The organism is Sodalis sp. RH20, assembly GCF_047324205.1.
GTDB lineage: Bacteria > Pseudomonadota > Gammaproteobacteria > Enterobacterales > Enterobacteriaceae > Acerihabitans.
In genome coordinates, this window is the sequence record NZ_CP178733.1 from 4598801 (window position 1) to 4611989 (window position 13189).

At 55.4% G+C, this 13189-nt stretch carries 12 protein-coding genes; all 12 read left to right on the forward strand.

Annotated features, from left to right (window positions below; translation table 11 throughout):
- The 12 genes from ACL2XM_RS20965 (at position 1) to ACL2XM_RS21020 (ending at position 13082) form a co-directional block, all read left to right on the forward strand.
- Positions 1 to 933, forward strand: coding sequence for a divergent polysaccharide deacetylase family protein (locus ACL2XM_RS20965; RefSeq protein WP_410012731.1), 933 nt, complete (start codon positions 1 to 3; stop codon positions 931 to 933).
- 95 nt (positions 934 to 1028) lie between these two features.
- Positions 1029 to 2246 carry a glycosyltransferase gene (locus tag ACL2XM_RS20970; RefSeq protein ID WP_410016661.1) on the forward strand — a complete coding sequence of 406 codons (1218 nt, stop codon included), beginning with the start codon at positions 1029 to 1031 and terminating at the stop codon, positions 2244 to 2246.
- A 7-nt stretch (positions 2247 to 2253) separates the two neighbouring features.
- A complete protein-coding gene (locus ACL2XM_RS20975; protein ID WP_413727406.1) occupies positions 2254 to 3171 on the forward strand; it encodes a hypothetical protein in 918 nt (305 codons plus the stop codon).
- Positions 3172 to 3313: 142 nt separating this feature from the next.
- Positions 3314 to 4246 carry an ADP-glyceromanno-heptose 6-epimerase gene (gene rfaD / locus ACL2XM_RS20980; RefSeq protein ID WP_410012733.1) on the forward strand — a complete coding sequence of 311 codons (933 nt, stop codon included), beginning with the start codon at positions 3314 to 3316 and terminating at the stop codon, positions 4244 to 4246.
- Between the two features lie 27 nt (positions 4247 to 4273).
- Complete coding sequence (gene rfaF / locus ACL2XM_RS20985; protein ID WP_413721804.1) at positions 4274 to 5323, forward strand: ADP-heptose--LPS heptosyltransferase RfaF; 1050 nt, start codon at positions 4274 to 4276, stop codon at positions 5321 to 5323.
- Entirely contained in the window at positions 5323 to 6318 is a 996-nt protein-coding gene (rfaC, locus tag ACL2XM_RS20990) for a lipopolysaccharide heptosyltransferase RfaC (protein WP_410012735.1), read from the forward strand. Before rfaF ends, rfaC begins: the two co-directional genes overlap by 1 nt.
- Complete coding sequence (locus tag ACL2XM_RS20995; protein WP_413721803.1) at positions 6318 to 7409, forward strand: glycosyltransferase family 9 protein; 1092 nt, start codon at positions 6318 to 6320, stop codon at positions 7407 to 7409. Before rfaC ends, ACL2XM_RS20995 begins: the two co-directional genes overlap by 1 nt.
- Positions 7402 to 8409: a glycosyltransferase family 8 protein gene (locus ACL2XM_RS21000; protein ID WP_410012737.1), complete on the forward strand. Its 1008-nt coding sequence runs from the start codon at positions 7402 to 7404 to the stop codon at positions 8407 to 8409. The genes ACL2XM_RS20995 and ACL2XM_RS21000 overlap by 8 nt, the downstream gene beginning before the upstream one ends.
- On the forward strand, positions 8406 to 9728 hold the full coding sequence (locus ACL2XM_RS21005; RefSeq protein WP_413721802.1) for an O-antigen ligase family protein: 1323 nt from the start codon (positions 8406 to 8408) through the stop codon (positions 9726 to 9728). The genes ACL2XM_RS21000 and ACL2XM_RS21005 overlap by 4 nt, the downstream gene beginning before the upstream one ends.
- Positions 9729 to 9794: 66 nt before the next feature.
- The gene (locus tag ACL2XM_RS21010; RefSeq protein WP_410012739.1) at positions 9795 to 10799 is read left to right on the forward strand and encodes a glycosyltransferase; all 1005 of its coding nucleotides are present in this window, start codon (positions 9795 to 9797) and stop codon (positions 10797 to 10799) included.
- Positions 10800 to 10855: 56 nt separating this feature from the next.
- Positions 10856 to 11941 (forward strand): putative lipopolysaccharide heptosyltransferase III, encoded by a 1086-nt coding sequence (gene rfaQ / locus ACL2XM_RS21015; protein WP_410012740.1) that lies wholly within the window; start codon positions 10856 to 10858, stop codon positions 11939 to 11941.
- 10 nt (positions 11942 to 11951) lie between these two features.
- A complete protein-coding gene (locus ACL2XM_RS21020) occupies positions 11952 to 13082 on the forward strand; it encodes a glycosyltransferase family 4 protein (protein WP_413723525.1) in 1131 nt (376 codons plus the stop codon).
- Positions 13083 to 13189 lie beyond the last annotated feature (107 nt).

The following is a 13189-nucleotide window of genomic DNA, read 5'->3' on the forward strand; positions in this document are numbered from 1 at the left end:
TTGCTAAGGAAAAACCTTCATCGCATTTTAGTCTGCACGCTGCTCGCCGCCTCCACCGGTGTGGACGCCGGCAAACTGGCCATCGTCATTGATGACTTCGGCTATCAGCCGCATAACGAGTATCAGGTACTCGCCATGCCGACGGCGGTTTCGATTGCGGTGCTGCCGAATGCACCCTACGCGCGGGAAATGGCCACCAGGGCGCATCAGCAGGGGCGCGAAGTGCTGATCCACCTGCCGATGGCGCCCCTGAGCAAGCAACCCCTGGAACGCGATACCCTGCGCCCCGAGATGAGCCGCGATGAAATAACGCGCATCGTGCGCGACGCGGTCGGCAAGGTGCCCTTCGCCGTGGGGGTCAACAACCATATGGGCAGCGCCATGACCTCAAGCCTTGGCGGCATGCAGAATGTCATGCAGGTGCTGAAACAATACCCCTTTTATTTTCTCGATAGCATGACCATCGGCAACAGCCAGTCGCGCCAGGCGGCGGCGGGCACCGGCATCAGCGTCATCAGGCGCAACGTTTTTTTGGACGATACCAGCAACGAAGCGGACATTCGCCAGCAGTTCAACCGCGCCGTGGCCCTGGCCCGGCGTAACGGTTCAGCCATCGCCATCGGTCACCCCCACCCCAATACCGTCAGGGTCTTGGCGCAAATGTTGCCCACGCTGCCCGCGGATATTGTGCTGGTGCGCCCGAGCATGTTATTGAATGAACGTTACGCCCCGGCCCCCGCGCCGGAACCGAAGCCCGTCAGGCCGCGCAATCCGTTCCACGGTATCCCGCAATGTACCGTGAAACAGGCGCCGCCGCCGGTGTACGCCGACGCCATGTTCAAGGCCATATTCTCTAGCCTGGATGAGACGCGGCGGGTTATGCTCGGGGAGCATGGCAAACCGCTCCCGGCGCCGCTGCGCCCGGAAAAATAGCGGATCCCGGCAATAAATAACGGAATAGTGACGGGGCGGTGCCCGCGTTAATGTACCTTAAATGATAATCATTCAAATATTGGGAATGCATGACGATGCCACAAAGCCGGATGAAAATTCTTCTCTTGGACAGCGGCAAGGAATGGGGCGGCGGCACCAACAGCATGCTGGAATTGCTTAAACGCATCGACCGCGAAAAATTCGACATCAGCTGCTGTTTTTACAATAATTATGCCCGCGATAATAACGAAACGGTCAGCGAGGTCCTGGCTGCGCTGGGGATTCAGGTGTTCTTCATTCCCCAGACCCGGCAACCTGCCTGGGCCAAATGGGGCAAGGAAATCCTGCGCACCCTGCTTTTCTTCAATAAAAAGGTTCGTCTCGCCGCGATTTACGCCATCGACAAAATCTGGCGAATTGATCCCAATATCAATAAAATCAGTTCATTACTGGAAATGGGCCAATATGATATTTTATATATGAACAACCAGCCCAGCTCCAATGTCGAGGGGTACTACGCCACCATGGGCTTATCGACCACCGTGGTGCAACATTGCCGTATCGAACCCGTGATGAGCCGCCAGATAGTCAGAATGGTCAATACCCTGTGCCATGCCATTATCTCGGTATCCTCCGGGGTGCAGGACAAGCTGATCCAAAGCGGCGTGCAGCCGGAGATCTGTTATACGGTGTTTAACGGTATCGACATCGATCAGCCCCTGCCGGACGGACTCCCGCTGCGCCACACCCTTGGCGCCGACGATCACACCTTTATCTTCGGCAGCATAGGCTCGCTTATCCCGCGCAAGGCCCATCACCATACCCTGCAAGCCCTGCATTTATTCAACCAGGCCTACCCCGAGGCACGCTGGAAAATGGTGATCGTCGGCGCGGGTCCCGAGCATCAGCGATTGGTCCGGATGGCCGCCGGCTTTCGTCTGCTGGATAAGGTGATTTTTACCGGTTTCAAAAGCAACGCCATGGAATACCTGGCCGCCTTTGATACCTTCATCCTGGCGTCGCGCAGCGAAGGACTGCCGCGCGTGATCCTTGAAGCCATGCTGCTGAATACGGTGGTCATCGGTTCCGATGTCACCGGCACCATGGAATTGATTAAACATCAGGAAACCGGACTGCTATTCCCCTACGGCGATACCCAGGCCCTGTTCAAACAGTTGAAAACGGTTTACCTGGACGCCCAATACCGCCGCACGCTGGCCCAGCAGGCCAACCATATGGTAAAGACCCACTTCACCATTGATAAATATGTCCTGGGTGTCGAAGCCGTGCTCGGCAGCATAAAAACGCTTTGAGGTAGATATGTTCGAATTTCTTAACGCCAAATATCGCCATATCGTCCGTCGTCATAATATCGCTTATGACGAAAAAATAGACGCTTCCCTGCCTTGGGTGCCGGTAACGTCCGTCGTGATCCCCTCGGTGGGCGAGGATTATATTGAGGAAGCGATGCTGAGCGCCACCTTTGCGCAGCGTTATGCGCAGGAGGTGCGTGAAATCGTGATTGTCACCGACCAGCCGGCGCATAAATTTCCGCCGCTGCCCGAAAAGGTCAGGATAGTTACCCTGGCGCTGGAAACCCGTGACGGCGATTATCGCTATAAACAAATCTATCTCAGCCGCCTGGTCAAGCTGCAGGCGCCTCTGCAGGCCCGCACCGAGGGTATATTGATGATCGATTCCGATTTGAACCTGCTGCGGATGCCCGTTATCCGCCTGGTGGACGATCATATTTACTCCAGTTTCCGGCAGGGGAAAATGACGGCTAAACTCAGCCGCGCCGCGCCGGAACGCATCCCGGCATATTATCGCGATGCCGTGCGGCCGGGCCTGCTGGATCATGTTAACGGCGCTTTTCTTGCGGCTACGGCCAGCACCTGGCGGCGGATGTGTCCCATATGGACGGCTTTTTTCATCGATACCTGGACGCAGTTGGGCGATGATCAGCCGCCGACCGACCAATTGCCTCTGGCCGCCATGCTCGATACGCTTGATATCCGCACCATCAACCTGGGCGACTGGATGAATTGGCCGGTGTCGAAAAAAATCGGCGGCACGCCCTCGGTGATTCCAGCGCAGGTAGTGGGGGCGCATGGGGGTTTTCCGCTGGCGGAGTGGCAAAAATATCTGGCGTCCCCCGATGGCGAACTGCTGTTCAAATCACAGGATTATACCCGAAAAGTGCGCTATCTCACTGATAATGAAAAGCAATCATTATGACTGCATGTATTCCTCATGGCATGGCGATAACCCGGCGGCATTTTACCGCACGGATACTAAGGTCACAGAGGAAATGGTATCATAGTGGACATAAAGGAGCAGACACAGTGCCAGCTCCGCGTAAGCTCAACAAGGGTATCCCATGATAGTCGTCACAGGTGGGGCCGGATTTATCGGCAGTAATATTGTTAAGTCGCTGAACAACCTCGGGCACAGCGATATCCTGGTGGTGGATAACCTCAAGGACGGCACAAAATTCATTAATCTGGTAGAGGCGAATATCACCGATTATATGGATAAGGAAGATTTTATCGCCAGCATCATGGCCGGCGATGATTTTGGCGATATCGAAGCCGTATTCCATGAGGGCGCCTGTTCCTCCACCACCGAATGGGACGGCAAGTATATGATGGATAACAACTATCAATACTCCAAGGAGCTGCTGCATTATTGCCTTGAGCGTTCGATTCCCTTTCTGTACGCCTCCTCCGCCGCCACCTACGGCGGCAGGACGGAACATTTTATCGAACAACGGCAGTACGAGCAGCCGCTGAATGTGTACGGCTACTCAAAATTCCTGTTCGATCAGTATGTTCGCGCTATATTGCCGGAAGCCGAGTCCCAGATTTGCGGTTTTCGCTACTTTAACGTGTATGGTCCGCATGAAGGTCATAAAGGCAGCATGGCCAGCGTCGCGTTCCATTTGAATAACCAGATCAATGCCGGTGAAAACCCCAAATTATTTTCCGGCAGCGAAGGCTTTAAACGTGATTTCATCTACGTCGGCGATGTGGCCGAGGTGAATTTATGGTTTTGGCAAAAAGGGGTTTCCGGTATTTTCAACTGCGGCACCGGACGGGCGGAGTCCTTCCAGGCGGTAGCGGACGCGGTGCTGGATTTCCATAAAAAAGGCCAGATTGAGTATATCGATTTCCCCGAGAAACTCAGGGGGCGTTACCAGGCTTACACCCAGGCCGATCTGACCCAGCTGCGGGCCGCGGGCTACACTAAGTCGTTCAAAACCGTGGCCGAAGGCGTGGGCGAATATTTAGCATGGTTAAATCGCAACCATTAATGCACAGGCAAGGATGATATCAGCGGTATGAAAATACTGGTTATCGGGCCGTCGTGGGTTGGCGATATGATGATGTCGCAAAGCCTGTACCGTACCCTGCTGAGCCTTCATCCCGGCGCGGAAATAGAGGTGATGGCGCCCGATTGGTGCCGTCCGTTGCTAAACCGTATGCCGGAGGTGAAGCAGGCGCTGTCGATGCCGCTTGGCCATGGCGCGTTGGCGTTGGCGCAGCGGCGGCGGCTTGGCCTCAGCCTGAAAAAGCAGCATTATCAGCAGGCCATCGTACTGCCCAACTCCTTCAAATCCGCCCTGGTGCCTTTTTTTGCCGGCATCGCCAGGCGCACCGGCTGGCGCGGTGAAATGCGCTACGGCCTGTTAAACGATCTGCGCGTGCTGGATAAAACCGCGTTTCCCCTCATGGTGCAGCGCTATGTGGCGCTGGCATATGATAAAGCGGATATCCGCAGCGCGGAGGATTTACCGCAGCCATTGCTCTGGCCGCGCCTTGAGGTCCGGCGGGATGAAATCCTGGCTGCCCGCGCCGCCTTTTCCCTCACCACGGAACGGCCGGCCATCGGTTTTTGTCCCGGCGCGGAATTCGGGCCGGCCAAGCGCTGGCCCCATTATCATTACGCCGCGCTGGCAGGCACGCTTATCGCCCGCGGCTATCAGGTCCTGCTGTTCGGCTCGGCGAAAGATCGCGCCACCGGCGACGAGATAACCGGCATGCTGGAGGCGTCCGCGGGCGAACACTGCCGCAATCTGGCGGGGCAAACATCCCTTGAACAGGCGGTGGCCCTGCTGGCCGGTTGTCGGGCGGTGGTCAGCAACGATTCCGGCTTGATGCATATCGCCGCCGCGCTGGAGAGACCCCTGGTGGCGCTTTACGGCCCCAGCAGTCCCGATTTTACCCCGCCGCTGGCCCGGCATGCCAAAGTGATCCGTTTAATCAGCGGTTATCAGCGCATCCGTAAAGGGAGCGACGCACAAGGCTATCATCAAAGCCTGATGGATATCCAGCCCGAGCGGGTGGCGGCAGAGCTGGACACACTGCTCGCTGCGGATGAGGGGCGCTGATGCAGGTGCTGATTGTCAAAACCTCCTCCATGGGCGACGTGCTGCATACGCTGCCCGCCCTGACCGACGCCATGCATGCGTTGCCGGGCATTCGTTTTGATTGGGTGGTGGAAGAAGGTTTTGCGCAGATCCCCTCATGGCACCCGGCGGTCGACCGGGTGATACCGGTGGCAATCAGGCGTTGGCGCAAAAACTGGTTTGGCGCGGCAACCCGCCAGGAACGCTGCGACTTTAAGCGCCAGCTGCAGCTAAAACGCTACGATCGGGTGATCGATGCGCAGGGATTGATAAAAAGCGCCGCGCTGGTGACCCGGGTTGCCCGGGGGGAAAAACATGGACTGGATGGCAAAAGCGCGCGTGAACCTTTTGCGAGCTGGTTTTATAATCATCGCCATCACATCGATCGCCAGCAGCACGCCGTTGAGCGCATTCGCCAGCTGTTTGCCGTCAGCCTCGGTTATGACGTGCCGGCGGGACCCGGGGATTATGCCATTGCCGGACATTTTACCGGCGCCGCCGCCCGGCATGATCCTGTCGCGCCTTATCTGGTTTTTTTGCATGCCACCACCCGGAAAGAAAAACATTGGCCGGAAACGCATTGGCGCGAGCTGATAGAATTGTTATCGCCCAGCGGTTTTGACATCAGGCTGCCCTGGGGCACCGCGTCGGAATATGAACGCGCCCTGCGTCTTTCGGACAATTTCCCTTCAGTTGTGGTGCTTCCCAGGCTTAATCTGGCGGGAGTGGCCGACGTGCTGGCCGGCGCGACGGCGGTGGTCTCGGTTGACACCGGCTTAAGCCATCTTGCCGCCGCGCTCGATCGGCCGAATATTACGCTATACGGTCCCACCGATCCCGGGCTTATTGGTGGTTACGGCAATAATCAGCATGCATTGCAGTCAGAGGATAACCGGCTGGAGAATCTCCCGGCAACGCGTGTTTACGCCGAGTTGGCTGCCCTGTTATCGCGTGAGGCAAGCGGACGAATTAACTAATGAGCTATGTGTTTCTGTTTATTTTATTGCTACCAATAAAGTTAGCGCTAAAGCCATTCCAAAAGCACACTGGTAGAAATTTAATTATCCAAACCGCCAAGATTGGCGATTTTGTCAATATCACGCCGCTGCTGCAGCAGCTTGGCCGATCGGACGCGCTGCTTAGCCGGACGGTGGCGCCGCTCGCCTCCCGCGACAGCACGCTGGCGGACTACTTTTTTATTGAAGAATACAAATCCGGCTTGTTAAAAAAAATGCGTTTGGCGCTGAAGCTGCTTAACCGCTATAGCAATGTCTACCTGCTGCAACCCAATAGCACCAACCTGTTTTACGCCGCCGTCTGCAATGCGCCCAATAAACAGTTTCTTACCGTCTACACGCGCAAATGGTACCACGGCATTTTTTATCTGACGGCCTCAGGCTGCGTTGAACACCGCCGCGACACGCTGACGCTTGAGAACTACCTGAAGCTTGCCGACCGCTCTCTGACCTGGCGCAGCCAGCCCAAACATGCCACGTTTCCGCTCTGGCAACCGCCGCGGGCATTGCCGATACCTGACGCGCCGGGGAAAATAAAAATCGGCATCAGCATCTCCGCCGGCAATAAAGCCAAAACCATTCCCGCCGCCGTCTGGGGGCAAATCCTGGCCACCCTTGCGCCCCTGCCCTGTGTTTTTTATGTTTTCGGGCCACAGGATGAACAGCGCTACCTGGACGAGTTTTACCAGGTTAACGGCGACGCCGGCAATGTGGTTAGCCTGGTCGGACAGTTGCGGCTTGAGGAAATTCCCTGCGCCATAGCGCGCATGGATTGCTACATAGCATCGGATTCGGGCAACGTGTATATCGCCGACGCGCAGCGGGTACCGGTAATCTGCCTGGCGGGCCCATGCTGTATGGCCGAACAGCGGCCTTTGGGCCAGGTGCTTATCATCGCGCCGGCGGATATTGCGCCATCATCGTTTGTATTTTCCGCGCCTTACCGCTTTGAACACTCGCCGCTCAGATTATTTGCGCTAACGCCGGCTAATCGCGACGATATTTTCGCCTTTGTTGCTAGACTTAGTCATAAGGAAGTGATCAATGGATAGCAAAGTCGTGACAAACATGATTGAGCATCAAGAGATGCTCATTGATACGTTGCCGGCCGCCTCCCAACCTGTCTGTCATATTGCGTTTGGCGTTGATAACCAGTATGCGCGCGGTATGGGTGTAACGTTGTTTTCTTTGCTGGAAAATAATCCGGATAGCTATTTTCATATCCATATTTTCAGCAACGGCTTGGCCGATGACGTCAAAAAGAAGCTGCTTACCCTGGTGGCGGGGCGCGCGCTTGCCATGACATTATACAAATACCATAGCGGCTGTTTTGATGACATGCCCTGTATCGGCCGGTATGCCAAAACGATTTACTACCGTATTTTTATTCCGTTAATACTTAAGGACAGGGTGTCGCGGGTGATCTATCTGGACGCGGATACGTTGTGCATTGGTAGCATCAAGCCCTTGATTGATCTCTCTTTTGATAATTACACCCTCTGCGCGGTCAACGATAATAAACGCGCGCGCGCTACGCTTTGCCCGGAGCTGAGCCTGGCCTCGGGAAATTATTTTAATTCGGGGTTTCTGTATATCAATGTCCCGCTATGGCTGGAGCGTAACACCACCGCGCGCTTGCTGAAGGTACTGAACGAAAAGGGCGATTATTTCCGTTTTCCCGACCAGGATGCGCTTAACCTGGTGTTGGAAAAAGAAGTCCTGCTATTGCCTAAAAAATATAACTACATCTATGATATTATTGCCAATAAGGTCAATCATCGGCCCAAACTCCCCGCCGATACCGTGCTGATCCACTACACCGGCAAATGTAAACCCTGGCATTTATGGGGCTCGGGGCCGTTGGCCGATCTCTACAGTACGTATTATCTGCGTACGCCCTGGCAATCCGAACCCTTGGATATCCCGGTCAAACATAAGGAAATGAAGCGCTACGCTTATGTGCTTTGGTTTCAAAAGCGTTATTCTGATAGCCTGATGTGGCTGATAAGATACATAAAAAATAAATATTTCCATGCTGGAACCGCTAAATGATTGCTTTGAATAATGCTTATCGCTGGCGCAATGTTGATCACGTTCTTTCGCTGACCTACTTTTTTCTCATCAGTATTTCCATCGCTTTTTTTTTGTTTTCAGGACCGGTGAGCCGCAATGCGTTTTACATCCTGACCTATATCAGCGTCATACATTTCCTCATCCTGGTTTTCAAAGTCGATAAAAAAATTCATTTTTACGTTTTTCCGACCTTGTTTTTCCTGTTGGGCCTGAGCAAATTAGTGTGGCTGTCGTTAACCAGCAGTCCCGATTTCCCCTTGGTTGCCTACCATTATCAAATTAGCGGTAAGCGTATGGTTCTGGGGGCTTTTGTGCTTTACTGCATCGAACGCAACAGGACAACCTGGCATTTCAGCTTCCGCGCCGCCAACCTCGCCGGCTACCTGATGTTTGCGCTGCTGGCGCTCATCGCTATTACCGATACGCTGCAATACCTGAAGACCGGCGTGCGGATAAAAATCAACGCCGATGCCGCCACCTCGGGCGCCTATATGCTGGTGCTGTTTTCAATGATCGCCGTCTACTGCCTGCGCCGATTTGCGCCGCATCTCTACCGTCCGCTCTGCCTGCTGGCCATCGGCCTGACCCTGGTGACATTGTTGGCCACCGAGACCCGTTCGGCCTTGGTGTTTTATGGGATATTCGTGATCTTTTGCCTGGGGCATGAATTGTTTTACGGCAAAAAAAACCATAAACGCATTTTTGCCACCGCCATTGTGATTTTAGGCGTCTGCGCCCTGCTCTACGGCAAATCCTATTATCACCCGGCGTTGGACCGCCTGGACGGTATCCAGCAAGAGGCGGAGCTCTATATGCAAGGTCAAAACAGCACCTCGCTGGGAGCGCGCCTTAGCTTATGGAAATCCGCCTGGCACAGTTTTGGCGAGCACCCGTTCGGACAATCGGTGGACAGCCGCAATGCGCTGGCAACGCGCTATATTCAGCAGCACGAAGCGGGAAACCAGGAAGCATTGAATAACGTACAATATCACATGCATAACGATCTGCTGGATACGCTCTCATTACAGGGTATCTTTGGCGCGCTTTTGATGCTGGCGGTGTTTGTGGCGCTGCTGGTTTACCCGTTTGTCCTGTTTTCGGGCGCGGGGGCATTTTTACTGCTGTCGCTGCCGGTGGTTATCTTTAGCCAGGTCGACTGTCAATTTTATAATCGCGAATCGCCCTACTTTATCATGATGGTTTTGGGTTATCTGCTGCTGTTGCGCCAGGTCGCCCCGGCCCCCGAAACGGTAAAAAGCCGGGTAGACAGCGCTGATAAGACCACCAATGCCGTTTAACCATGCAAGCCTATCGGCCGATACGGCCCGGGGGTATAGCGTCACTTTGGCCGGAAAGTTTATTGTATGACTGCTAACATGCCGTCCGTAGCCCCCGTTAAGCTGAGCGTCATTATCCCCCTGTATAACGCGGGCGAAAAGTTTGCCGCTTTTATGGATTCGCTGCTCGCCCAGACGCTGCATGACATTGAGATCATTATCGTCAACGACGGTTCCACCGACGGTTCGCAAACCCTGGCCCAAAAATATGCGCAAGACTACGGGCATATTACCGTTATCAACCAGCCCAACGGCGGCGTATCGCGCGCGCGCAATGCCGGCCTGGCCATTGCCCGCGGCGCTTATGTCACCTTCCCCGATGCCGACGATCTGCTGTATCCCGCGCTGTACCAGACGCTCATGGACATGGCCGAGGGGGATGACCTTGACGTCGCCCAATGTAACGGCGAGCGTTTTTTCCTTGGCTCGAAGCGCATTAAAACGTTAATACCGCCGGAGCGCCTGACATCCACCGGGGTGCTGGACGGACCGACCTGGCTGCGCAAGGCCCTGGCGACCAGACGCTATCTGCATGTGGTATGGCTTGGCATCTATCGCCTGGCGTTGATAAGACAGCTCAACCTCAGCTTTGAGCCGGGATTGCATCATCAGGATATTCCCTGGACCACGGAGCTGATGTTTAACGCCCGCCGGGTGCGCTATACCCAAGAGGTGCTGTACCGCTATTACATCCATGATCAGTCCATCAGCAATCAAAAAAGAACCGGCATGAAAAACGTTGAGTACCAGCGCCATTACATCCGCATTGCGCAACGCCTGGAAGAAATAAACCAACGCTATCGCGGCAAGATAACAATGTATCCCGAATTCGCCTTCCAGGTGACGCATGAAGCATTATCCGTTTGTCATTCCCTGCGCCGCGAACCTGACCCGGCGGCCAGGCAAATCATGATTAATGATATCTTTGCCAGCGGAACCCATAAGCGTATGATCCGCAATGCCCGCGGCATTAAGCAGTGGTACCAGCTATTGCTGTGGCTGCGCAGGATCTATGCGTGGCGCGAGCGCTGAATTTTAGCGTAATTCCATGGTCTGAGTTATCAGAATATCAATAGGTCTGCGCCAACATGTCCATTCGCCATGCCGTTCCATCCGCCCCGGTAAAAAGAATTCTGTTAATCAAACTACGCCATCACGGCGATATGCTGTTGACCACGCCGGTTATCAATACCCTGCGCGGGCACTATCCTGATTGCGAAATCGATGTTCTGCTCTACAAAGAAACCGAAGCCATACTCCGCTACCATCCGGCAATAGCGGTTATCCATGCCATCGATCGTTCCTGGAAAAAACAAGGCATCCGCTATCAGCTTAAACAGGAGCTGGCGCTGCTGAAAAGCATTCGCGCCCGCCATTTCGACCTGGTGATCAACCTGGCCGATCAGTGGCGCAGCGCCGCCATCACGTTATTAAGCGGGGCGCCGGTGCGCATCGGCTTCAATTATCAAAAACGGCAGTCGTTTATCTGGCGCAGGGCGCATACCTGCCTGGTCGCCACCGACAACCATGGCGCGCTGCATACCGTTGAGCAAAACCTCAGTATCCTGGCGCCGCTGAATATCGCGATTACCGACCGCCGCGCCTCGATGCACTACTCCCCCGACGACGAGGCCAGCCGGCGGCGCCTGCTGGCCGAACGCGCCGTCACCGGCGAATATATCGTTATCCAGCCCACGTCGCGCTGGACCTACAAATGCTGGGACGACGCCAAGATGGCGCAGTTAATCGACGCCCTGCAATCCCAGGGATTAGCCATTATCCTCACCGCCGGGCCGGATAAAAAAGAGCGCGACATGATCGCGCATATCCAGTCCCTTTGCCATAATCCCCAGGTCGTCTCCCTGGCGGGGGAGCTGACGCTGACCCAGCTGGCGGCGCTTATCGATCATGCCAGGCTGTTTATCGGCGTCGATTCGGCGCCGATGCATATGGCCGCGGCGCTCAATACCCCCTGCGTGGCCTTGTTCGGCCCGACCAAACTGCAGCACTGGCGGCCGTGGAGCGATAACAGCACCGTGATCTGGGCCGGCGATTTTGCCGAGATCCCGCGGCCCGACGCCATAGATACCCGGACACGGGAGCGTTATCTCGACGCCATTCCCGTTGAGACGGTATTGGACGCCGCGCGGTATTATTTATCAACAGCACCGTAAGCAGGGCATGATGAAAAAAACCAGGCTGGCGATAGTCCGGCAAAAGTACCGCCCCGACGGCGGCGCGGAGCGTTTTATTACCCGGGCGCTGGATGCCCTGGATAATTCCGGGCTGGAACTGAATATCCTGACACGGCAATGGTCGGGCGAACCCCGGCCCGACTGGCATGTGCATATCTGCAACCCGGCCAAATGGGGCCGGGTGTCCCGTGAGCGCGGTTTTGCCCGGGCCGCCCGGCGTTGCTGGCAACATGAGCATTTCGATTTAGTGCAAAGCCATGAGCGTATCGCCGGCTGCGATGTTTTCCGCGCCGGCGACGGCGTGCACCGGGTCTGGCTTGAGCAGCGGGCGCGTATTATCCCGGCGCACCAGCGGTGGCTGACCTCGTTAAGCGGCTATCACCGTTATGTGCTGGCGGCGGAAGAGGCGATGTTTCACGCGCCCGAGTTAAAAAAGATCATTTGCAATTCCCTGATGGTGAAAAACGACATTATCCGTTGCTATCAAGTGCCGGAAGAGAAATTTTCCCTGATTTACAACGCCATCGATTCGACCCGCTTTTATCCCGCCGCGCCGGAACAGCGCAGGCGCGTCAGGGAGCACATGGTTATCCCGGAGCAGGCCTGCGCCCTGATCTATGTCGGTTCCGGATTTGAACGCAAAGGGTTGAAAGCGGCCATCGCCGCCATCGCCGCCACCGATCGCTACCTGATCGTGGTGGGCCAGGATAAGCAGCAGGATAAATATCGCGCTTTCGCCCAGGGATTAGGCTGCCTGCAGCGCATTCGTTTTGTCGGGGTACAAACGGACGTACTCCCCTTTTATCATGGGGCCGACGGTTTGATTTTACCCACCCTCTACGATCCGTTCCCAAACGTAATACTGGAAGCCATGGCCTGCGGCCTGCCGGTGATTACCAGCGAGCGCTGCGGCGGCGCGGAGTTTATCGAGGCCGGGAGAGAAGGATTTGTCTGCGATGCGCTGGATATCAAAACGCTGACGGAGTGCGCCAACGCCATACCTTCACGCCAGCGCCAGCCCGGGATGGGCCTGGCCGCCCGCGAACGGGTGAAAGACTGTACTCCCGCGCGTCTTTCCCAGCAATTGACCGGGCTATACACCCAATTGTTATCCGTATAAAAACACTTGATATAATGTGGGAAAGCGACTTATCTGTTAGCATGGACGCGCTTAAAATGCGCTTTTAATAATTTGGTTAAACATTAACTCTGCACACCAGCCGCGGT

What these genes read in the sequence shown, in the direction of transcription:
- ACL2XM_RS20970 (WP_410016661.1), top strand. Translation starts at nt 1,029, where the DNA reads ATGCCACAAAGCCGGATGAAAATTCTTCTCTTGGACAGCGGCAAGGAA.
- ACL2XM_RS20975 (WP_413727406.1), top strand. Translation starts at nt 2,254, where the DNA reads ATGTTCGAATTTCTTAACGCCAAATATCGCCATATCGTCCGTCGTCAT.
- rfaD (WP_410012733.1), top strand. Translation starts at nt 3,314, where the DNA reads ATGATAGTCGTCACAGGTGGGGCCGGATTTATCGGCAGTAATATTGTT.
- rfaF (WP_413721804.1), top strand. Translation starts at nt 4,274, where the DNA reads ATGAAAATACTGGTTATCGGGCCGTCGTGGGTTGGCGATATGATGATG.
- rfaC (WP_410012735.1), top strand. Translation starts at nt 5,323, where the DNA reads ATGCAGGTGCTGATTGTCAAAACCTCCTCCATGGGCGACGTGCTGCAT.
- ACL2XM_RS20995 (WP_413721803.1), top strand. Translation starts at nt 6,318, where the DNA reads ATGAGCTATGTGTTTCTGTTTATTTTATTGCTACCAATAAAGTTAGCG.
- ACL2XM_RS21000 (WP_410012737.1), top strand. Translation starts at nt 7,402, where the DNA reads ATGGATAGCAAAGTCGTGACAAACATGATTGAGCATCAAGAGATGCTC.
- ACL2XM_RS21005 (WP_413721802.1), top strand. Translation starts at nt 8,406, where the DNA reads ATGATTGCTTTGAATAATGCTTATCGCTGGCGCAATGTTGATCACGTT.
- ACL2XM_RS21010 (WP_410012739.1), top strand. Translation starts at nt 9,795, where the DNA reads ATGACTGCTAACATGCCGTCCGTAGCCCCCGTTAAGCTGAGCGTCATT.
- rfaQ (WP_410012740.1), top strand. Translation starts at nt 10,856, where the DNA reads ATGTCCATTCGCCATGCCGTTCCATCCGCCCCGGTAAAAAGAATTCTG.
- ACL2XM_RS21020 (WP_413723525.1), top strand. Translation starts at nt 11,952, where the DNA reads ATGAAAAAAACCAGGCTGGCGATAGTCCGGCAAAAGTACCGCCCCGAC.